Source organism: Psychrosphaera haliotis (assembly GCF_009728465.1).
Taxonomy (GTDB): Bacteria; Pseudomonadota; Gammaproteobacteria; order Enterobacterales; family Alteromonadaceae; genus Psychrosphaera; species Psychrosphaera haliotis.
Map to the genome: position 1 here is coordinate 106756 of NZ_WOCD01000005.1, position 23393 is coordinate 130148.

Sequence of the window (23393 nt, forward strand, 5' to 3'; positions counted from 1 at the left end):
TCAATTGTGTTCTTTAAATGTAGTAACCGTCATCGTTTGATTGTGCAGTAAACAACGATTTTCGAAGCCTCTTGGCGATAGCTCTCCATAAGAGTAAAAGCCACCTAATGTACAACCTTCTCCTAACACTTCTTGAACACTTTCAAGCTCGTATTCAGACTCTTGCTGTAATACTAGCCTTCGGCCAACACAACTGATTAGCAGAGCGAAGTCAGGATCATCACACCCAGCAATATCCAGAGATTGTTGAGCTGATAGCTGCGCTCCATCTATTAATTTTCCAGTATTTGCTCGCATTAAGGTGACATATTGCCCTTCTGGAATATCCCCAGCGAAAATTAAACTGTTTGATGACTCGTCGATATTCAAAATAGTACGTACAGTAAAGTCACCATTGTTCTCATTTTTAAGGCATAAAGGGAACCGAAGAGCGGAGGCTGGCAATTCTGATGCAAACTCACCTAAGTACTCTTTATAAAGTTCTAACGCAGATTGGCCATCTAATTCATAAAGCTCATTTGCTTCTGATTTTGTAATTAATCGTTCTGGCCCAAAAGGAACCCACCCGCCAGCACTACCAAAACCGACCTGGAGTTGATCACCATAAAAGCCGCATAACACAATCTGTTTTGCACTTACTTTGTCATTATGCCAAACAATCGTTTCATTAAACCTATCTCCATCGCCAGCTAAACCGCCTGAAATAGTCACTTTGGTAGGCAACTTTGTCATCAACTTCTCAGCTAAATCAGTACCATTTACATTTTGACCATCGGATATAACCAGTACATGCTTTAAGTGCTCAAAAGGTAAACTTTCAGCGAGAGAAGAAATAGCGGCATCAAAACTAGCAAAGTCATCTAGGTTTATACTCCGGCATTGTGTTTCGGTATGTTCAAAAGTTAGTTCATTGACCACCATGGTTTCATCAAACACTTCCGTATCAATAATTTCTCCGCTGGTGCTACAACCTATGATATCAGCATCAGGAAATGCCAAACGGAGCTCACTTTGAAACTCTTTCGAACTGGCTAACTGGCGACAACCAAAAGTTAATACTAATTGCGCAGGACTTGCTAAAGGGAGGCTTTTAGATGTTTGCCAAACACGATTCTGATAATGGTACTGACTTGATTTCATTACTTACTTTCTTTTAGTTCGTTCAGACCTTCTAAGTTTAGTACAAAACAAAAAAGCCGGTGATTACCGACTTTTTATAATTTAATGACGCTATTGTAAAGTTTTACATTAACAAGTGCTTTAAATGAAACTGTAAATGTACATCTATAAAACTCGAAATAAAGTAATAACTGTGGTCATAACCCTCTCGCAGATTCACTTCTACATCGTAGTCGTACTCGTCTGCTACTTTTTTCAGTTCTAGCGTTTTGAGTTGTTCAGGGTAGAAGTTATCATCTAAACCCTGATCAATCAGTGTCGGAACAAAGTCATTAGAGCTTTTAATCAACTCTACAGCATCGTATTGTGCCCAAAGACTTTTTTCTTCACCTAAATAAGCACTAAAGGCTTTAATACCCCAAGGACAATTACTAGGATTACAAATTGGACTGAATGCCGAAACAGATGCATATTCCGTAGGATTCTTTAGGGCTATAGTAAGCGCACCATGCCCTCCCATTGAATGACCCGAAATCGACTTTTTACTTGTGACTGGAAACTCACGTTCTATTAATTTAGGTAATTCTTTTACAACGTAATCGTACATTTGGTAATGTTTTGCCCAGGGCTTCTTAACCGCATTCAGATAAAAGCCGGCGCCTTGACCCAGGTCATAGCTATCATCGTCAGCTACTGCTTCGCCTCTAGGGCTCGTATCTGGTGCAACAATAACCACGCCTAACTCAGCCGCTAACTTCAAAGCACCTGCTTTTTGCATGAAGTTTTCATCGGTACAGGTTAAGCCTGATAACCAATACAAAACCGGCATCTTGTTGTTCTCACTAACACCAGGAGGAAGAAACACAGCAAACTGCATTTCCCCTGAAACTGAGCTAGATTGGTGTTTATATTGCTTGTGCCAACCACCAAAACTTTAGTTGAAGTAATATTTTTTAACATGATGACTACTTATCAAAATGAATAACAGTGCGGATACTTTTGCCTTCGTGCATTAAATCAAAAGCTTCATTAATTCCATCTAAGCCCATTGTATGTGTTATAAAGTCACTTAGTTTAAACTCACCGGCCAAATAACGCTCTACGTAATCAGGTAACTCAGAACGCCCTTTTACACCGCCAAATGCTGAACCACGCCATACACGTCCAGTTACCAGTTGAAATGGTCGTGTTGAAATTTCTTGTCCAGCTCCAGCCACACCTATAACTACTGACTCTCCCCAACCTTTATGACAACACTCAAGAGCAGAGCGCATTACATCAACGTTGCCTATACATTCAAAAGAGTAGTCCACGCCACCGTCTGTTAGCTCAACAATTACGTCTTGAATTGGCTTATCGTAATCTTTCGGATTAATACAATCAGTTGCGCCCAACTTTTTGGCTAAATCAAATTTACTTTCGTTAATATCAATGGCAATAATACGACCTGCTTTTGCCATTGTTGCACCAATTACTGCTGACAAACCAATACCACCAAGACCGAAGATAGCAACCGTGTCACCTTCTTCTACTTTAGCTGTATTCATAACAGCGCCCATTCCCGTTGTTACACCACAACCTAATAAACACACCTCTTCTAGCGGCGCGTCTTTATTCACCTTAGCTAACGAAATCTCTGGCATTACGGTGTATTCTGAAAATGTTGAAGTACCCATATAGTGAAATATTGGCTGGCCGTCTTTGTAAAAACGAGTCGTACCATCTGGCATTAAGCCTTTACCCTGTGTTTCACGGATTTTTTGACAAAGATTCGTTTTACCTGAAGTACAAAACTTACATTCACCACATTCTGGTGTGTATAAAGGAATGACATGGTCGCCAACAGATACACTTGTTACGCCCTCACCAATTTGCTCAACAATACCACCACCTTCATGGCCTAGTATCGCAGGAAATATACCTTCCGGGTCTTCGCCGGACAGTGTAAAAGCATCAGTATGGCATACGCCGCTAGCAACAATCTTTACTAATACTTCACCTGCTTTAGGAAGCATTACATCAACTTCTTCAATTTTTAACGGCTCATTTGGGCCCCATGCTACTGCAGCTTTAGACTTGATAAATTGCGCTGTCATTTGTATTCCTTAATTAAATTTATGTACGTAACTACCTCAACTTTTCATTCATTGAAGTAATTTAGAAAGTGACTATGTGGTAAGTATATCCATCAAAAATTAAAATAAAATGCCTGCTAATCCAATTCACTTTTTCTCAGTAGCAACAATAACAACAATCGAGCCACTATTGTTGCAAATGGTTATTCGAAGCCAATTCCAACATTTCATTAACAATCCAGCGATCGGGTTTATGGAAGAAATAACCTTGACAGAAATCGAGGTTCAGCTCCTTGAGCATAGTAAACTCTTCCTCGGTTTCAACAAACTCTGCAACAGTTTCCATTTCCATTGACTTTGCTAACGTTACCATTGTGCTGACAAATGCCTGGTTTCTTGAGTTTTTAGTGATATTTTTGATGAAAACACCATCAATTTTTAATTTTTGTACTGGCAGTTTTTGCAAATAACTAAATGAAGATAAGCCGCTACCGAAGTCATCAAGAGCAAACTGACAGCCATACTTTGTAATTTCACCGATAAAATAAATAGCAGACTCTAAATGAGTAATTGCAAAGGTCTCGGTTATTTCAAACGTAACTTGCTGTGGTAACACACCAAACTGTTCAATTTTTTGTTTTACATAGCCAACCATGCTTGGGTCAGCCAACGTTTGCCCCGAAAGGTTTATGCAATAGTGGTCTTTTGTTTTACTTATCGCCATATTTTTAAAGGCTCTAGCGATAACCCACTTATCTAGCTCTGCTGCTAGGCTGTGTTGTTCGGCAATTGGAATAAATAAAGCCGGACTGACAATATTGCCCATTGAATCAAACATTCTTAGCAACACTTCATAAACACTGTTTTCGCAATTGCTCAAGTTTGATCTAATTTCTTGCCTATAAAGTTGGAAGCTATCTTCGTTTAAAGCTCGCTGAATAGCATGATAAATCTCCATTTCTTGTGCATGCTGGACTAATTCGGGATCATCCGATTGATACAATAAAACCTGATTTCGGCCTTTGTTTTTTGCTAGTTTTAATGTCAACAGCAATGAGCTCATCAAATGCTCGCTATCAACCACTTCTGCATTGATTTTAACAACGCCGATACAACTCGTAAGTGACAAGCTCTCTTCGATATTCGACAGATCTAAATTTTCAATATGGGATTTTAAGAAATGGGCATAATCTTGAGCTTTGGTATGGTTCATATTTGAATCCAGAACAGCAAACTGATCATTACTGATTCGAGATATTTTAGCTCCAATAGGTATCACTTTTCTAATTTCCTCAGCCAGCATACGCAAAACTGAATCGCCTTTAGTAAAGCCTAATGAATTATTAAAAACCTGAAACTTGTCAATATCAATAACAAAAGCAACGCCTTGATTTTCAGATATTGATGAGCGTTTATTATTAAAATATTGAGAGAATACATCCCTCGTCATCAATCCAGTTAAAGTATCATGAGATTTAGAAAACTCTAGCTGCTTAAGTGCAGTCATTTGCCCCACACTTTTTTTCTTTTGAGAGATATAACTCAAAAAGAGAACCAGAGATACAACAGCCCAAACAATAAAAGACCATTGGTAATTGCTCCAAAATAGTTCATTAGCATAATTATCAGATAGTCTAACCCCGACACTCCAACGAGTCTTAGGGATTTTTACTAGACTTGAAAAGTTACTAAACTCAGCTTCGCTCATAACAACATTGCTAAATGTACTATTACTTGACTCCTTTAGTTCAATTTCCACGTGTCGGTCATTACGCAATAAGAATAACTCTTGTTGCGGCAATCTATAACGCTCTAAAATGGACTTGAGGGCAGTAGGCTCAAACGCGACAAATAGGTACAAAAGGTCTTGTGCGCCTATCAATGATTGTAAAATATCATAATGAACAGATGACGAGTCTTTATGCAAGAACATCGCTTCTTGGCCATTATTATTAATTGTAGAATCTATTTCCTGCTGACAGTCATCTAAAAAGTCACCCGTAATTTTGCGAAAAACGCCAACGCCTTGTTTATCAAAAATAGAGAAAAGTCTTACGCCTGAAATTTCATTACGGAGCTCTTTGAGTAAAAATAAATAATCCTCGCGTTCAGTAAGTGCACCTTGACGGTATAAATCTAGCAATTCTGTTTGATGTCGCCATTGAAATCTATCAATTTGCTGCCTGCGATGCGCGATATGGTTTTGGTATTCATTAACGACTTGCTGGGAAACTGAACTCATTAATGAAGATTGATAGTCTTTGTGCACTTTTATGGTGTTATGGCTGTACCACATGGATACAATAAACAAGACAATTATTGAAAATGTAAGTTGTGTTTTTGCGTTTTTTAGTTCTTTTTTTAAGTAACCAAATTTAGATTCTATTGCTTTATCTGTCGCCATTGATCACCCGATACACTTTAAACGCCACTTCTATAAAAACTATAACGAGTTACTATAATAGTGCGTCAAATGCACAAAGCGAACTTAATTCTTAGAATTTATTCTACTAAGTCCTTCTAGGTGTTCAATTATTTATATTATTTAAAAGCTCTCCACAAAACCTAGTTATGTCTGCGTCATCACTGTATTTATCTGCAAGCTTTTGTAACTCATGCTCAATTACATCTTTCATGGAATCGATTTTGTGTAAGGCGAGTAAAGAGTTTCGTACTTCATTTATAACCACTTCTTCAGATTCTGTTTTTATCAATGCCAATAATACGTCTAGGTGTTCTGGATAGAATTGTAAATTACGCACCGCCAACGATCTCATTGATGAGTTATTTGCTGAGGTTAAAGAAAGCAGGTGATTCTTTGTTTCACTATCCAGCTCAATCTTTGGTTGCCTTATAATTTCGCTTGAATCAGGAGTTCTCATAAAGTCATTCATATTATATCTCCACCAATCGATCCAATAAAATTTGGAATCGAATTTGAGTATGGCTGTTACACCGAAATTATGAATGAGGGAATGCCTATTACTATTAGGTCATTCCCCTATTTGAAGCAAAAAAAAGCCACTCAAAACCGCGAGTGGCTGTATCAGGTTGGAGAGTATTTGATTAATGCAACGATACTAAAGCTTTATTAATCAGTTATATATCAGGTGTATTCTTAAAAGTTATACTCCAGTCCCTTAGCCTGTATCTTAATTAGGTAAAAGGTTAGCTATAATGTGGTGACGCCGTTTTTAATTGCAAAACGTACTAACGACGCTAGGTCTCTAATTTGTAACCTTTCCATGATCTGCGAACGGTGAGACTCAATGGTTTTTACACTTAAGCCAAGATCAAAAGCAATTTCCTTGGTGCCTTTGCCATCGGCAAGCATTTTCAGAATCTCTGTTTGTCTTGGCGTTAGGACCTTAGAGACAATGACTTTTTCACTCTTTCTGTCAGCATTCAAAGTCTCAAGTAATTGCTCGGACAACTTAGGGCTTATATAAATTTCATTTTTTAAAACAGCGTTAAGAGCTAACTCTAACTCAACTTCTGCTGAATCTTTTAATAAATAGGCACTTGCGCCTCTTTCTATCGCTGTTTGTAAATAATCACTCGTGTTGTGCATCGTTAGTAATATAACGGGTAACGTTGGGTATAAGGCTTTTATATCAATTAAGGCATCTAGCCCTGACTTTATTTTCATAGCGATATCAAGAATAACAACATCAGGGTTTGTTTTCTCTATCAAAGCAAGCACTTCACTTCCGTCAGCACCTTCAGCAACAACCTCATAATAATTCAAATCTTCTAACAAAGCTCTCAAGCCAGCTCTTACAAGATGGTGGTCATCAACCAAAACCACTTTTTTCTTTTCTGCCATATTACTCTCCACTGTAGACATCTGTTGATTTTAGCTCTGAAAATGAATTTCGCAACGGTATTTCTACTTTAATATCAGTACCTAATAGTGGTTTTGAAAAAATTTTAAAGTCACCACCAGCAAGCTCAACTCGTTCTTTCATATTAATTAGTCCCACACTATCACTCTGGGCGTGAACATCAAAACCTATACCATCATCGCTCACTTGTATTATCAATACTTCATGATCACTACTTAACTTAACCTTTACAGATTTCGCTTTGCATGCTTAACTATGTTTGTTAAAGATTCTTGCACAATACGAAAACCAACGATTTCAGCTTGTTTATCTTTTAGCTCACGAAATCCAGCATCATCAATTTCATAGTGAATATCATCAATTGATAATAGTTTATCCATTTGCCATTTTATGGCTGGTGAAAACCCTAGCGAATCTAACTGAGCAGGTCTTAATAATAGGGATAGATTTCTTACTGTATCCAAGCTTTGACTAGCGATTAAATGGATATCAGATACTTTTTCCAATAACGCTTTTTCTTCTAGTCGGCGACTAACCCACTTTGTTGCCAATAGTATGGCCGTTAGTGACTGACCAACATCATCGTGCAGTTCTCCTGCTATTTGTTTTCGCTCTGCTTCTATCAATTGTAATGTTTTGGAGGATAAAGCACTCAGCCTAAAGTTTGCTTTTGCTAAGGCGTTCTTAACTCGCAATACCTCTGTGAGGTCACGGATTACAAACTGAATTGACTCTACCGCTTCATAAATGATCAAGTTTACTGCTACTTCTGCATCAAAAAATTCGCCAGTAGATTTGCGTAACCTGAATGATGTAAAACCATAACTTCTCTTTTTACCCGCTAGCATGTATTTGATTCTATCTCTCAGTAACGACTTATCATTGTCCGATACAAATTCCGATAGTCGCATATCATTAGCGTCAGATATGTCGGAGAAAGCAAATAATTTAACCGCGGCTCGGTTTAAAAATACAACTTTTGATTTCTGTAACACCAAAATGCTTTCCGGTATTGAATCAATAAGTTGGTTCATTTGCTGTTCTCGTTGTCTCAACTTGATTTCAGTTGTTTTGATTGACGTCATGTCATACAACGTACCTAGAATAACTTTATCTGTTTCATAGTAATGAGCTTGCATAACAACAAACTTTTGATTGCCACTGCGGTCAATTATCATTTTTTGGGAATGAAACGAATGTTTCCCGGGTTCTCCTGCAAACATTTGCTCAGCAAATTTAAATACAGCACAATCAGCAACCTCTTCTAAATCCTTTAATAACATAGGCGACGATAATGTATTATCTAGCCCCAAGAGCTCTGCAACTAAACTGCTAAAAAAGAGTAAATTAGAGTCGATTTCTAGTTCCCAATAAGCTGTGCCTGCTGCATGGCGTGTAATATCTATATTCTTAAGAAGGTGGTAAGACTCATTCGCTACGTTGAGCACCCTGGATTTTGGTTCAATTTTGATAATAACCATTTCATTATCAAAAGTTTTTATTGGCATGGCGGTAACTTTTGACACTTTAGGAATTAACTTCCCATGACGGTCTTTAATACGAACATTAGTAATTTGGGTAGAGTAATTATTTTGTGTTTTAATCGATTGAATCCATTCAATTAAAGCCTCACTGTCACTTTCAACAAATATATCCGTCAACAAAGAGACGGACTGGTTTTTATTAATAGTTAATGCTTTGCTTGCTGAATAATTCATTTCTACGACTTTCAAGTCATTTACAGATATTAATAAGCAGGGGTTATACCCTTGATGCAATATTTCATTATAGAAAATTGACCTTACCTGATCGTTATATGTCTCTTTCTCTTTAAAAATAAACTCTAGCAATCTATCGATAGCAAAATAGACGCCTGCAGCTACAAATATTAGCAATAACCACTGGATTAATTTGGAGCTACTGACAAAGTAAAGTGTGAACAGGCCACTAGAAAGTACCACGGTAAAAAAGACCGCTAAATGCGGTAACAAGCTTCTATTGCCAAACCTTTTCATTTTACCTCCTTGTATAGTCCATGATCAGTTCTTATCTTGTATGTCCGTATAGTGTTGTAGCTCTTTTAAAAATGCCTTTAACTTTAATTTTAACGGGGGCCAATTCGACTCAATCAATTCGGAGTTTTCATCGATGGCAAGTTGTTCTAATTGAACAAACCCCTTTTCAAAATATGAACCTGTAAGATTAGCAACCATTCCTTTAATCGGTGTAGTAGTTTAGCCAACGTAATAAACTCTGCCCTGCCTAACAGACTTTCTACATCTTCAATTTCTTGAGGCAGAATTTTTAACGTCATTTCAGAAATAGCATCTATTGTTTCTTGCTGACCACCAGATACACGTTGTATTCCATCAAGATCAAGATAGATGTAACGTAAAGGTACAGGCCTTTCCTGTATTACTAATGGTTCGTTTTCCAACTTTTCATCTGCGTTACCTTGTTGCGTGGCCTGACTCTGGTCCGTAGCTTGACTCTTTTGAGAGTCTAATTTTATAACTTCAGAATCGTTCTTCAAATTAAAATAAGACTCTATTGTCAAAATCAGGTTTTTGGAGTCTACAGGCTTAGTTAAATAATTGTCCATGCCCGCATCAATACATATTTGTCGGTCTCCCGATAAAGCGTGGGCTGTTAAGCCTATAATTTTTACCCTTTCTTTATTGTTTAACTGTTCAAATTGCCTAATAAGTTTAGTTGACTCTAACCCATCCATTTCAGGCATTTGTACATCCATTAATATTACATCGTAATCGTGCCCCTTATATTGCTCTAAAGCCTGTTTACCGTTAAATACGAGTGTTGATTGATGACCGCGATAGGTAAGGATATCGTGTACAAGACGACTGTTAATCGGGTTATCCTCTGCAACTAAAACATTAAGCAGTTTTTCTGGTGGACTTAGTTCGTCTTTTTTTGAATAGTGTAAGTCTGGTCGATCAACCTCCATAACCTTCATTAGCATGTTAAACACTTCTGACTGCTTAACCGGTTTTAACAGATAGTGCTCAATGTCTAGCTCTTCTAGCTTCATTAAAGAGTCATTAATTTCTTTAGATGTAAGCATCATGATAATTCGAGGAATATTTTTATATTTGGCTTTTAATTCAATAATGAAATCGAGTCCCGTCTTTTGCGGCATATCCTTGTCTACGATAAGAACATCCACTTTTCGGCCAGCATCAATTTCAGCATCATATAACGCAATAGCCTGGTCGCTGCAGCTTGCCATTATTGGTTTACAGCCCCATGAGCCAATCATACTTTTTAACCAACGGCGATTAATTGCATTGTCATCAACGGCTAAACAACTTATACCTGTAAAATCAAACTGGTTTATTATATGAGCATGACCTTCATCATTACTCAGCTGCGCTATGTCGCCCTTTTTGACGGGTAAATTAATTTTAAATTCTGTGCCAATAGAGGGTTGACTAGAGACCTCCACATTACCCCCCATTAAGTTTACCAGCTGCTTAACTATTGGAAGACCTAGCCCTGTTCCACCAAATCGGCGAGTAGTGGTGCTGTCCACTTGACCAAATGGTTCAAATATTGATAGTAACTTGTCTTCCGGGATACCTATACCAGTGTCTTTTATCGTGATTATTAGTGTAAATGGGTCACCGATTTCTAACTCTTTATCGGGCTTGAGTGAAACGACCTCTAAAATTACTTCACCTGTTTCAGTAAACTTTACTGCGTTGCCAACAACATTAAAGATCATCTGGCTAATACGGGTTTCATCTGCTCGAATACAATTTGGCACGTGGCCGTCGATGTTGTATTCCAACTCAATCATTTTTTGATGGGCCGTAGGTGCAAAACCTTTAAGTATGTCACCTACTTTGTTGTCTAATGAAAAATGCTCTTCAACAAGTTCCATCATTCCCGCTTCTATTTTTGACTGGTCCAAAATGTCATTTAAAATACGAAGTAGCGACGATGCTGAATTCACAACTAAGTCTAAATACTCTTGTTGTATCGGCGTTAGAGGCGTTTGGCTCAGTAAGTCAGTTATACCTAGAACACCATTCATTGGAGTTCTTATTTCATGGCTCATATTGGCTAAAAATTGGCTTTTAGCCAAACTATTTTGGTCTGCTTGCTCTTTTAATGTGACTAATCGCTCTTGAGCTTCTCTTAATTCAGTAACATCAAAATTACCGCCCACCACTTTTATAACGTTACCGTATTCATCACTTATACAAGTTCCCGATGCAATCATGTATTTAACTTTATTATTTTCTAACGTTAACCTAAACGTACAGTACCAATCTTGTTTATTTCGAACGGCATCTTGTAAGCTACTTTCAACCCTTTCAGCATCTTCTGGGTGAAGTGCTCCGACCCAGGAATCGTAAAGTAAGGATTCATCAATAAGCTTAGGGTCCATATGGTAAGAATCGAACATATTATTGTCCCAGGAGACAACTTTTTTATCTAAATCCCACACCCATATGCCCAACCCCGAAACTTTTCGAGCCATTTCATTTATAAGCCTAGCTTCATTTGCTTTTTTCAACGCGTCCTTTCGTGCCTCTGACTCTTTTGATATTTCTATTGCTCTTGCTTTGCTGTCCATAAGCAATTTAGATATTCCTACCATTAGTCCACAAAAGATAATGCCGAACATAAGAATTACATTTGCTAGACTGCCGTCGCTCAAGCTTGAGCGCTCGGAATACAAGGTTACCGTCCATCCACTTGACTTAAACACTCGACCATATGACAACACATCTTCTTCTGCTTGTATTGGAGAAAAACGATTCACTAAGTTACCCAGGCTATCTTCAATCTTTATAGCTATATTTAGTTTGTTATAACGAGAATCTAAGTCACCAAGAAACGAACTAAAATGAACAAACTGCACCAAGCTGAAATTGACATCAGGGTTTTTATAATAAACAGCAAAATATTCACTATCTTTTATTAACGTACTAATATTTATAATATAAGCGTTAGAGTTTCCAATAATAGGATACCTATCACTCGTTTTTCCTTTTACTAATAAGCTTTCTAATTCTTCAGTGTCTATTGATACTTTAAACTCAGTTAAAGCCTGTTTGCGACCGTCTTCAAATATTGCTACCGAACCACTGTTACTTTTGTTTTTTTGTAGATAGGAAACTAAGCTATTTTGATTACTCGAGTTGAGACCTTCACTTTGTAACACTTCACTCAACTTTAATACTTGATTACTTTTATCGAGAAGTTTGTCATTAATTTCAGACTCAACATGTTCAATATAGAATGCTAAACGCCTTTCTAGTTGCAAGCGTTCATGCCCGAGTAATGCTTGTGAAAGGGTTAATGTCACAGAAGTGAAAAAGATGAAAAGAAGTAAAGTAGTGTCTACTTTAATTTTGAAGGAAACTGCTTTTTGGACAAAAAACACAATAAAGCCGGTTGAAATCGTAATAAAACCGATGCATGTGTGCAATGCCATATGCGTCATTTGCCCCCAACCATAAGCAGTGGTTACATTATTGAAATAGCCAGCGAGCGCAACAGAGGCAGTAGCAAATGAAATTGTTGCTAAAATAATAGCAAAGTTAACCGGCCAGCGCTTGTTTTCGAAAGGCCCAACCACTAGTAACAACAAACCTATTAAACTGAAACAAATACCAGTATTAGGCGCCATTCTTCCGGGAGATGTTGTATTTATATCTATAAAGTGAGAAACAAACAATTGGTCTAAGCCAACATTTACATCAAGTACATATTGGAGGGTGGATAAAGACGCAACAGCAAAGATTATTCCGCCTACTATATTCGCTAATTTTAATTGCGATTCTGTTAAGAACCATAGACTCAACCCTGAAAGCAAAAATAACAAGGCCGTATTAAACTGCATAGGCGCAAAACTTTTGTGTAATTGTACTATGGACTGGTTTTCTACCGCCCAACCCATCATAACTAAACTACCTAGTAGCATCACAAAAATAGCGCACAGCGCTGGCAGTGGTTTAAAGATTGGTTTCTTACTTAACAAGGTCTTCGCCTTTGATTCACAATTATGTTTAAAATTTAGCTGATAAATAAAGATTTACCAATACTTTTATAGGGTTATATTTTTTTGGCTTTTCGTAGCAGCACCAATCATACTTTTACTTTTCCTAAAATCGCTAAAAAACAAATACTAACAGTGGCTAGAGTCAACTTTGTACCCATGATAAACACATGAATTTATTTAACTTTCTTGGACATTTATTCATTTTTGCGCTAAGAATTAATAATAATTATTCGTTTTCAATTGATGTTAGTTTTTTCCAATATGGAGTTGTAATGCAAATTACAAATATGGATAGCTTTTTTTACAGCGACTATATGCCTCATGGTCACTGTTACATGTGGCAACCTCACATACTTTGGACAAATGTCATTGCCGACTTACTGATCGCAGCTGCATACTTTTCAATTCCAGTTGCACTAATGGTATTCGCCAAGAGGCGTCCCGATATGGGCTATCAGAAAGTGGTTTGGTTGTTCTCATTGTTTATTCTATGCTGTGGTATTACTCATTTGTTTGGCATTATCACTATCTGGCAAGGTTTGTATGGCTGGCATGGATTACTTAAATCGATGACAGCTATTGTGTCAATTTCAACGGCTATTTATTTATATCGAATTCTCCCAACCTTAATCACAATCTCTACCCCAAAACAAGTTGAGGGAATTAAGCAGAAACTAAATTCGATTTCACAAGAACGCAATCAACTATCGATGCAAATTGAACAGCAAAAATTAGTTCAATTTATGCTTGATAGTATGCCAATTGGTGCTTGTTTACTTAATAAAAACCTAGAAGTTACTTTATGTAATGACACCTTTTATCAAGACACGGCTATTAAAAAAGGCGACGAGGTGGGCTTACCCTTATTCAGCTTAATAAGTAGTACCGATAGTGAAGGCGTACAAACACTAACTTCTCTAGTAAAAAACATAGAAAAAGGCAATTCTAATGCACTAATCAGTAAAATAATCGTCCAGCTAAAAAGTGTTAATGGAAAGACCTTTCCTGCCGAAATTCGATTAGCACGAAAAGTATTTAATGAATGTGACTACTATATTTTCACAGCACAAAACCAAACAGAAATGACAGATATTAAATATCAGCTTTTTGAATCAAACCAAAAATTACAACGAGCAATTGACGCTACGGAAGATGGATTATGGGAATACACAATTGAGAACAACTCTATTAGTTGGTCTCACCGGTTTAATGAATTAATAGGTGCGAACGATAAAACGCCAACTATTGAGGTTTGGAAAGAGCATGTGCATGAAGATTATGTTGATTCTGTTATTGAAAAACTTAAAAGCGCCTTCAATGCTAACAAACGTTTTTCCATTGAATATCTGGGCATTAATTCAAAGGGAGAATTTGGTTGGTTTAATTTAATTGGCAAAACCACATTAAACGAGCTTAAAGAGCCAGTCACTATCTCCGGCTCTTTAAGTTATATACAAGATAGCAAGGCCTTAAAGCGACAAGTTGCAGAGAAAACTGAATTATTAAACGCTATATACGAAGGGGCAAATAACTCAATTTGGGTCGTAGCGGTAGAAAAAACAAAACAGTTTCGTTTTTTATTATTTAACCGAGCTGCCAGCGAGAAGCTTGGCTCTAAACCTGAAAATATAGCAGGAAAGCGCCTTTTAGAAATAGATAACAACGTTCTGAGTAAAACCGTAGTGAATAAATTAACGGATCACCTTCAGGCTTGTGTAGATATTAAATCAATTTCTGAGTATACAGAAATGATACCGATGGATGGTCAACCTTGTTGGTACCATACTTCTCTTTATCCCATTTTAGAAAACGGCAATGTTGTTAGAATTGTAGGCTCTTCCATTGATATAACTTCTCAAAAAGATATTGAACTCCAACTCAATGAGAATAAAATTTTCTTAGAAAACATATTAGACTCTAGTATTTGTGCGGCAAGCCTATTCGATTTAACGATACAAAAAACCACTAAAATAAATCAGCGTTTCACAGATATACTAGGCTATAACATTGAGGAAATAAACACCCCCGAAAATAGGTTAAATCTATACCACTCTGAAGATTTAAATAAAATCTCTACGCATATTGAAGTGGTAATCCAATCTCCTTTAAATACTTCACATTCAATTGAGTACCGATATAGACACAAAAATGGAGATTGGAGATGGTGCCGCACCTATACCTCAATTATTAAGCGAGATGCGAATAATAATCCACTAATAATGTTAACGACTTTTATTGATATATCTGAGCAAATTCTACTTTTAGATTCACTTCAGGAGTCTAATGCATACTTGGAACGTTTTGCCATGGTTGCATCTCATGACCTCCAAGAGCCACTTAGAAAAATAGTCACATTCAGCGGGTTACTCTCCGACACTTTAGAAAACCAATATGACCTTGATGACGATAGCAAGTATCAATTTGACCGAATAAAAGATGCAGCAAACAGAATGAGAGTCATGATTACTGATATTTTAGGTTTATCTCAGATTAGTAGCTTTTCAGTGCATAGAACTAAAACAGAGCTAAGAGATATTATTGCATCGGCTCAAGACCAACTGCAGCTTGTGATAGAAGACAGCGGAGCAACGATTACCATTAAAAATGGAGAGACTTTGCTAAACGTAGATAAATCACTAATGATTCAATTAATTCAAAACTTAATTGGTAATGCCATCAAGTTTAAGTCAGAGCAATTACCACTTATTAGTATAACTGCGGAAAATACGGAATATTCGACTAAGATAGTAATTAAGGACAATGGAATAGGTATGGAAAGTAAATATTGTAAACAAATATTTGAGCCGTTTAAGCGGTTGCATAGCAAAGACAAATATCAAGGTAGCGGTATTGGGTTAGCAATTTGTCAACAAGTTTGTAAAGTCCATAGTGGCAGCATCAGCTGTTCTAGTAAAATAGGTGTTGGTACAACATTTACCATCACGCTTCCAAATTAAGGATTAATATGAACCATATAATTCTAGTAGAAGACGATTATGATGATGTCTATTTTTTTAAAAGTGCAAATCGAAATAGTGCTTCTGAATGCGAAGTTTCGGTATTTCGTGATGGAGCGGAATTACTAGATTTTATTTATGATGAAAGTGCATACAACAGCGTAGGTACGCCACTTATCTTTCTTGATTTAAATCTACCTAAAGTGTCAGGACTGGAAGTGCTGAGTAAACTTAAACAGGATGGTAAATTAAATAAACTACCAATAATTGTGTATACAACATCAACGTTTCAAAAGGATATCGAAATGGCTTATGAGCTCGGTGCGAAATCTTATATCACCAAAAAGGCCAGTATTGAGTTGCTTTCCGATTTACTAACATCCGCCAATGAATACTGGTTTAATTATTGTGAATTACCTAAGGTACATTAAAAATGAATGACCAACTAATATACTTGTTAGAAGACAGCAAAGATGACGTTTACTTGGTTAAATCAATGCTCGTCGGTAATTTTAAGTCTCATTTCAAAATGTCTAATTATGAGAGCGTTTCTGATTTAGAAGCTGGCATGAAAAGTATGCTGCCAGATTTACTAATTATAGATCTAAATTTGCCTGATAGCGTAGGCTTAGAAACGCTTGTTAAGGTAAAAAAGTTTGCTAAGGACTTTCCTATTATAGTCCTTACCGGTTATGACGACGAGGTAACCGGAGAACGAGCAATACAGTTGGGTGCTCAAGACTATATTCCAAAATCAGATTTACACAAATCACTATTGTTACGCTCTATTCGTTTTTCAAAAGAACGCTTTGCACTAATGAAAAGCCTTGAGGAAAACGTGTTTAGAGACGCTTTAACACTGCTTAATAATCGTGAGTCATTCAATGTTAAGCTTGAAGAGATGATTAATGAGGGAACTCGATATGAAAAGTCTTTTGCTTTGTTATTTATAGATTTAGACAACTTTAAGCAAATAAATGATGAATATGGGCACCTTGTTGGCGATCAAATATTAAAGTCTGTTGGTTCTCGTTTAAATGTTTTTAACCGGGGTTCTGATTATGTTGCTCGTTATGGCGGCGATGAGTTTGTATTACTCGCTCCCAACATCTCAGAGCTGACGCAGCTAAGACAGCTAGCTAAAATAAAATTTGATGTCATTAGTGGCGCTTATGCGGTGGAGACTTCTCAACAAGCAGTAAAGAATATCATTGTAGAAGCCAGTATTGGTGGTGCTATTTTTGATACCCATGGTAAATCAGCTAATGAGTTACTCAAGTCGGCTGATGAAGCCATGTATAAAGCAAAAACACAGCAAACCGGGATAGCCATTGCTGATACCCCGGTGTTACGTGAATTTGTTAATAGTTCTAAAGCTCAAGAGTGATTACATGCTTTGTTCAGAGTTCATTATTTAATGAACTCTGGATAAGCATCAACACCGCATTCAGAACGGTCGACCCCTTCATATTCCTGCTGTTTAGTAACCCTTAAGCCAACGACTTTATCTAGTATCCACCAAACAACCGAGCTGCTCACAAATACCCAAACAAATATTGTTAACGCTCCTGCAATTTGGCCTACTAGCAGTACATCCGGATTTGTAATTGGAACAATGAGTAAGCCCAACAAACCGACAACACCATGCACAGAAATAGCACCTACCGGATCATCAATTCTCAATTTATCTAAACCAAGAATTGAAAATACCACGACAATCCCTGCAATTAGACCAAATAAGCTTGCCGTTAACGCTGTTGGAGTAGAAGGCTCCGCTGTAATCACTACGAGTCCGGCTAGTGCGCCATTTAAGGCCATTGTTAAGTCCGCTTTTTTAAATAAAACCATACTGGTTAATAGCGCTCCTATTACTCCGCTAGCCGCAGCTGCATTAGTATTCAAAAACACCATTGCAACGCTGTTGGCACTGCCAATATCTGACAATTTAAGCACCGAACCACCATTAAAACCAAACCAACCCATCCATAAAATAAATGTACCTAACGCTGCAAGTGGCATATTCGCACCTGGAATAGCCACAGCTTTCCCGGTAGGTGTATATTTACCAGTTCTTGCGCCTAAAAAGAGTACGCCTGACAAGGCAGCAGAAGCACCAGCCATATGCACAATGCCTGAACCTGCAAAGTCAGAAAAACCCAAGTCTTCTAGCTTGAACATGCCAAACACTGAAGCACCATTCCAAGTCCATGCACCTTCAATAGGGTAAATCACGCCGGTCATAACCACAGCAAAAGCTAAAAATGCCCATAGTTTCATTCGTTCAGCAACGGCACCTGAAACAATCGACATAGCCGTTGCAACAAAGACCACTTGAAAGAAAAAGTCCGATGCGGAGGAGTATACTGCATCACCTAATAATGGGTTTTCTTTTTCAGCAAATGACGCCAATACCTCAGACTCTTTAACGCTTTCAATAGCAATTAAACCCAGCCCGCCATCATACATAATGGCGTAGCCGCAGAGTAAATACATAATGCATGAAATAGAATATAGCGCGATGTTTTTGGTGAGTATTTCCGTTGTGTTTTTAGAGCGAACTAAGCCCGCTTCTAACATTGAAAAACCAGCAGCCATCCACATGACCAGTGCGCCACAAACTAAAAAATAGAACGTATCTATGGCATATTGTAAATGAGAAATTTGTACTTCCATGTCGCCTCCTAAATTGCGTTAACGTCAGTTTCACCGGTACGAATTCGAATCACCTGCTCTAGGCTTGTCACGAATATTTTGCCGTCACCTATACGACCTGTACCTGCAGTTTCTAAGATCACTTCAATTAACCTATCGACCTGATCATCTAGCACAGCGATTTCTAGTTTCATTTTTGGCAAAAAATCCACTTGATATTCTGCGCCCCGATACAATTCAGTATGACCTTTTTGTCGTCCAAACCCTTTAACTTCGGATACGGTTAAGCCTTCAATGCCTATATCACTGATAGCTTCCCTTACATCATCTAACTTGAATGGTTTTACAATCGCGGTGACCATTTTCATATTATTATTCTCCTTAAGTTTGCAAAAACTATTGGAAGAACAATGCCAAAAATTAAACAACTGATTTTAAAGGAAATATTACACTGCTCGATTTTGGGGCAAAAAAAAAGCACCAAATTGGTGCTAAGTTTTATGTATTTGGTGCAATCACTCTAAAAGTAAACCTGTTTGATGGGCTGTTTGATTCTTACTCTTACTTTTTGATTATAAAATGAATCGTGCGTTCTTACTTTGATTGACTGATCATGCCAAGTCAGTGTGCTCTCATAAAACTCACCTACAAATCGCTCACTGGCAATGGAAAAAGATGGGCCTGCCATACTAGTGTCACTCTCATTAAGAGCGTTTAATCCTATTTGATGAGGTCTAAGATAGACTATTATAGTTTCACCTACTCGATCACTCAAGTCTGTCTTTCCTTTATAGGGCAAAGGCCCCCACTCACTTTGTAACTCGGACTCGCTTTTGATGACCGCTGGCAACCATACCCCTGCCCCTATAAACTCTGTGACAAATTCATTTACTGGGTAATCAAATAAGTCAGAAGGCGTGTCTATTTGAGCTATTTCACCTTGGTGTAAAACGGCGATTTTGTCACAAAAAATAAACGCTTCATTCTGATTATGAGTAACAAAAAGTGCTGCTGTTTTAGTCGACTTTAAAATATCTCTGATTTCTTCAATTAGCTCAAAACGAAACTGAGGGTCTAAATTAGAAAAAGCTTCATCAAATAACAATAAGTCCGGCTGCGTTGCTAATGCTCTCGCGATAGCGACACGTTGCTGCTGACCACCTGAAAGCTGATGAGGATAGCTGTTTTTATACTCAGCCATTTTTATCAACGCTAACAGCTCATCCCCTTTTTTATGACGAGCTTTCTTCTCAACATTCTGGATTCCAAAAGTAATATTCTCAAATACCGTCAAGTGAGGAAACAACGCATAGTCTTGAAATATAAGCCCTATATTACGTTGCTCTGTAGGCAAGTTAACCGTACCTGAGTTTAAAACCTTTCCTGACAAGACAACATCGCCAGTGGTTTGTTTTAAAAGTCCTGTTACCGCTTTTAAAATTGTACTCTTACCGCTTCCTGAAGGTCCAAACAGCGCTACAATTTCACCACTCGCAATTGACAGATCCAACCCTTTAATTACGGCATGCTCACCGTAATTTACAGACAGGTTTTTAATTGATAGCAACGACATGAAAGCTTCCTAATTCTGTTTTTGTTCAATGGAGCGATTAATAAAAATAAGCGGAATTAATCCAACTATAACGATAAGTATTGCCCCAAGGGCAGCTTGTTCAAGTTGCTCATCGCTTGCAAACTGAAATACGTATGTCGGCAATGTTTCGAAATCAAAAGGTCTAAGTAATAGTGCTGCTGGTAATTCTTTCATGCTTTCTACAAAAATTAATAAACCGGCTACCAAAGCGCTGCGTTTTAGAAGAGGCCAATGAACTTGCCTAAACAGTCTATTTGGCTTCGCCCCCAAACTTTTTGCGGCCCAATCGTAACTTTTATTAAGTTGCTGAAAATTCGTTTTAATATTGTTATTGGCGACAGCAGCAAATCTAACAATGTGGGTAAATATAATCGCTACCACGGTTCCACTTAATATGAGTCCAGGAGCTTCAAGGTCAAATGATTCAGCCGTACTGTTTAGCCAATGATCCAAACCACTAAAGGGAATAATAACCGCAATCGCTAAAACCGTGCCTGGCACTGCATAACCCATATTTGCCAAGTTAAACCAAGATTTATTCGCTAAAGACTTATTTTCTCGCAACGAAACATTGATAACGAGTGATATTAGTAAGCTAATTACCGCTACTGCGATTGCAATATATGTACTGTTCCACGCATACATTATTACGTCCATTGACCAAACGTCTTGATAGTAATCAATGGCATAGCTCAGCAAGGTTAATGCTGGCACCGCAAAACCAAGAACAAAAATAAGGCTACAGAAGAGGAATGCGAACACATTCTGCCTACCCGTTAATTTATAGCTAAGAGGTTGAACAGACATTTTTGCACTGTTGCTGTCTTTACCTCGTTTGTTTGTTTTGTGTTCTAAAATAATCAGAGCAAAAACACCAACAATCATTAGCATTGATATTTTAGCAGCACTAGCTAAATCATAATAACCTAGCCAAGTATCGTAAACAGCCGTGGTTAACGTATTAACGGCAAAATAATAGACGGTGGCAAAGTCAGCAATAGTTTCCATTAATACCAACGAAATAGCGGCTACGATAGCGTTTTTTGCTATAGGTAATGAAACGGAAAAGAAGCTCTTGAGTGGTGAATAACCCAAGGTTCTGGCCGCGAGTGTTAATGACGCATTTTGATTTAAAAAGTTAGCTTTTGCCATTAAATACACGTAGGGAAACAAAACTAAAGATAGCATTGCAGCCGCCCCGCCTAACGATCTGATTTCAAAGAACCAATAATCATCGGGTGACGACCAACCAAACGTATTTCTTAAAAAAGTTTGAAGTGGCCCTGCGTAGTCAAGCAGGTCAGTATATGTATAAGCTATTAAATAGCCAGGCATTGCCAAAGGTAAAACTAATGCCCAATTAAAAAGGTGTTTTCCTGTAAATTCACAACATGCTATTAACCATGCTAATGGCACGCCTATTAAAGTCACAATGATACCTACCAGCGTCATTAACAACACAGTGTTAATAATATAGTCAGCAAGTACTGTATCTCTTATGTGCTCAAAACTTTGTCCAGTCTCTGTCGTAGCTGTAAACAGCAGAGCAAAAATAGGTAACGCGATGAGTAAAGCAAGAAAGGCTGACGCAGATGTCAGCCTATTAAATTTCAAATGCATGTTTTAATTAATAGAATCTTATAAATCAAATTTTACTTTATCAACCAATTGTAAAGCTTGCTCTCTATACTTAGCAACTTCTGTTAACGAAATATTATCTTCTTTAAACTCACCCCAGCTCAAAACCATTTCTGAAGGCTTAACACTTGGGTTAACTGGGTATTCCATATTAACTGAAGCATATTGCTCTTGAGCTGATTTACCAACTAAGTAAGCAATTAACGTTTCTGCGTTCGCTTTGTTCGGCGCATATTTTGTTAATACCGCACCTGATACGTTAATGTGTGTACCACGGTTATCTTGGTTTGGGAAAACTAGATTAACAGCATCCGCCCACGGCTTTTGGTTTTCGTCAGTCAGCATTTTGCCATAATAGTAGCTATTTCCTAAAGAAACTTCGCATAGCCCTTCTTTAATTGCTTTAACTTGGCCCCTATCATTACCTTGCGGCTTGCGAGCTAAATTAGCTTTTACGCCTTTTAACCAAGTTTCAGTCTCAGCTTCTCCGTGATGCGCAATCATTGATGCGATGAGGCCTAAGTTATACGGGTGTTTACCACTTCTGGTACAAACTTTACCTGATAAAGCTTCACCTGAAAGGTCTTCATAAGAAATAGTTGATGTATTTAAAGTAGATGACTTACTTACATAAAGTGAGCGAGCGCGTTTAGTTAATGCAACCCAGTGCCCGGCTTCATCTCTAAACTGACTAGGAACGTTCTTGTCTATTTGCTCAGACTTAATCTCTTGCGTTAAACCTTCGCCTTTAAGTTGTAGTAACTTATTGAAGTTTGATGTCAATACAACGTCTGCAGGACTGTATTTACCTTCTCTTTTTAAGCGCTCTATCAAGCCTTTTTTAGAGAATACTACTTTTGTTTTAATACCAGTTTCCGCTGTAAATTGCTCCAATATAGGCTCAATAAGAAAAGGTTGGCGGAAAGAGTAGATATTTACCGTTTCTGCGCTAAATGCAGAAGTTGTAGTCAAAGAAGTGAAAAGTGTTAATGCGACTAAAAATATACGTTTCATTATGTACCCTTTGTTAGTGTTATCTATTTTCTAATTGAGAATGATTCTCATTTATTTTAACTAACGTTTTTACAATGTACAGACTTATTTAGTTCCGAATATAAAAAAAGCCTCTAATGAGGCTTTTTTTGTCAACTTATCGAGAGACTCGGTAAATTATGCGTTAACTGCATCTTTGATTGCTTTACCAGCTTTGAAAGCAGGAACTTTTGCAGCAGCAATTTGAATAGTTTCACCAGTTTGTGGGTTACGGCCTGTGCGAGCTGCACGGTCGTTAACTTTGAAAGTACCGAAACCAACTAAAGAAACGTCGCCGCCTTTAGCAAGTTCTTCAGTTACTGTAGAAACTAGGCTGTTAAGTGCACGTTCTGCATCAGCTTTAGTCATGTCAGCACTTTGTGCCATTTTTTCGATTAGTTCACTTTTGTTCATTATTTTATCCTTTAGTTGAGACAAGGCTTATCCTAT

Annotated in this window: 18 protein-coding genes; 3 read left to right on the plus strand and 15 right to left on the minus strand. The window is 37.6% G+C overall.

The features are described from left to right. From GNP35_RS11025 to GNP35_RS11065, 9 genes are all read right to left on the minus strand, one after another. Complete coding sequence (locus tag GNP35_RS11025) at positions 1-1140, minus strand: FIST signal transduction protein (RefSeq protein ID WP_155696170.1); 1140 nt, start codon at positions 1138-1140, stop codon at positions 1-3. A gap of 103 nt (positions 1141-1243) precedes the next feature. Further along, the gene (gene fghA, locus GNP35_RS11030) at positions 1244-1996 is read right to left on the minus strand and encodes an S-formylglutathione hydrolase (RefSeq protein ID WP_414153695.1); all 753 of its coding nucleotides are present in this window, start codon (positions 1994-1996) and stop codon (positions 1244-1246) included. A gap of 88 nt (positions 1997-2084) precedes the next feature. Then, positions 2085-3215, minus strand: a complete 1131-nt coding sequence (locus GNP35_RS11035; RefSeq protein ID WP_155696171.1) for an S-(hydroxymethyl)glutathione dehydrogenase/class III alcohol dehydrogenase — start codon at positions 3213-3215, stop codon at positions 2085-2087. 166 nt (positions 3216-3381) lie between these two features. After that, the gene (locus GNP35_RS11040; RefSeq protein WP_155696172.1) at positions 3382-5598 is read right to left on the minus strand and encodes a bifunctional diguanylate cyclase/phosphodiesterase; all 2217 of its coding nucleotides are present in this window, start codon (positions 5596-5598) and stop codon (positions 3382-3384) included. A 124-nt stretch (positions 5599-5722) separates the two neighbouring features. Then, on the minus strand, positions 5723-6088 hold the full coding sequence (locus GNP35_RS11045) for a hypothetical protein (protein WP_155696173.1): 366 nt from the start codon (positions 6086-6088) through the stop codon (positions 5723-5725). A gap of 278 nt (positions 6089-6366) precedes the next feature. Next, positions 6367-7020, minus strand: coding sequence for a response regulator (locus tag GNP35_RS11050; RefSeq protein WP_155696174.1), 654 nt, complete (start codon positions 7018-7020; stop codon positions 6367-6369). Between the two features lies 1 nt (position 7021). After that, a complete protein-coding gene (locus GNP35_RS11055; RefSeq protein WP_196492497.1) occupies positions 7022-7225 on the minus strand; it encodes a sensor histidine kinase in 204 nt (67 codons plus the stop codon). Between the two features lie 41 nt (positions 7226-7266). Then, on the minus strand, positions 7267-9054 hold the full coding sequence (locus tag GNP35_RS11060) for a PAS domain-containing sensor histidine kinase (protein ID WP_155696176.1): 1788 nt from the start codon (positions 9052-9054) through the stop codon (positions 7267-7269). Between the two features lie 146 nt (positions 9055-9200). Further along, on the minus strand, positions 9201-13049 hold the full coding sequence (locus tag GNP35_RS11065; protein WP_155696177.1) for a response regulator: 3849 nt from the start codon (positions 13047-13049) through the stop codon (positions 9201-9203). Positions 13050-13342: 293 nt separating this feature from the next. On the opposite strand from GNP35_RS11065, the gene GNP35_RS11070 reads away from it, so the two are divergent. From GNP35_RS11070 to GNP35_RS11080, 3 genes are read left to right on the plus strand one after another with little or no spacing between them, the layout of a single operon-like run. Next, positions 13343-16027, plus strand: coding sequence for a PAS domain-containing protein (locus GNP35_RS11070; protein ID WP_196492498.1), 2685 nt, complete (start codon positions 13343-13345; stop codon positions 16025-16027). An 8-nt stretch (positions 16028-16035) separates the two neighbouring features. Further along, a complete protein-coding gene (locus GNP35_RS11075) occupies positions 16036-16458 on the plus strand; it encodes a response regulator (RefSeq protein WP_155696179.1) in 423 nt (140 codons plus the stop codon). Positions 16459-16460: 2 nt separating this feature from the next. Continuing rightward, complete coding sequence (locus GNP35_RS11080; RefSeq protein ID WP_155696180.1) at positions 16461-17414, plus strand: GGDEF domain-containing response regulator; 954 nt, start codon at positions 16461-16463, stop codon at positions 17412-17414. Positions 17415-17437: 23 nt separating this feature from the next. Here the strand turns inward: GNP35_RS11080 and GNP35_RS11085 are convergent, their stop codons facing one another. The 6 genes from GNP35_RS11085 to GNP35_RS11110 form a co-directional block, all read right to left on the minus strand. Next, the gene (locus GNP35_RS11085; protein ID WP_155696181.1) at positions 17438-18700 is read right to left on the minus strand and encodes an ammonium transporter; all 1263 of its coding nucleotides are present in this window, start codon (positions 18698-18700) and stop codon (positions 17438-17440) included. Positions 18701-18708: 8 nt separating this feature from the next. Then, positions 18709-19047, minus strand: a complete 339-nt coding sequence (locus tag GNP35_RS11090) for a P-II family nitrogen regulator (RefSeq protein WP_155696182.1) — start codon at positions 19045-19047, stop codon at positions 18709-18711. Between the two features lie 152 nt (positions 19048-19199). Next, on the minus strand, positions 19200-20252 hold the full coding sequence (locus tag GNP35_RS11095; protein ID WP_155696183.1) for an ABC transporter ATP-binding protein: 1053 nt from the start codon (positions 20250-20252) through the stop codon (positions 19200-19202). Positions 20253-20261: 9 nt separating this feature from the next. Next, positions 20262-21887 carry an ABC transporter permease gene (locus GNP35_RS11100; RefSeq protein ID WP_230961420.1) on the minus strand — a complete coding sequence of 542 codons (1626 nt, stop codon included), beginning with the start codon at positions 21885-21887 and terminating at the stop codon, positions 20262-20264. Positions 21888-21911: 24 nt separating this feature from the next. Continuing rightward, complete coding sequence (locus GNP35_RS11105) at positions 21912-22925, minus strand: extracellular solute-binding protein (RefSeq protein WP_155696185.1); 1014 nt, start codon at positions 22923-22925, stop codon at positions 21912-21914. A 156-nt stretch (positions 22926-23081) separates the two neighbouring features. Next, positions 23082-23357, minus strand: coding sequence for an HU family DNA-binding protein (locus GNP35_RS11110; protein ID WP_155696186.1), 276 nt, complete (start codon positions 23355-23357; stop codon positions 23082-23084). Positions 23358-23393: the final 36 nt, after the last annotated feature.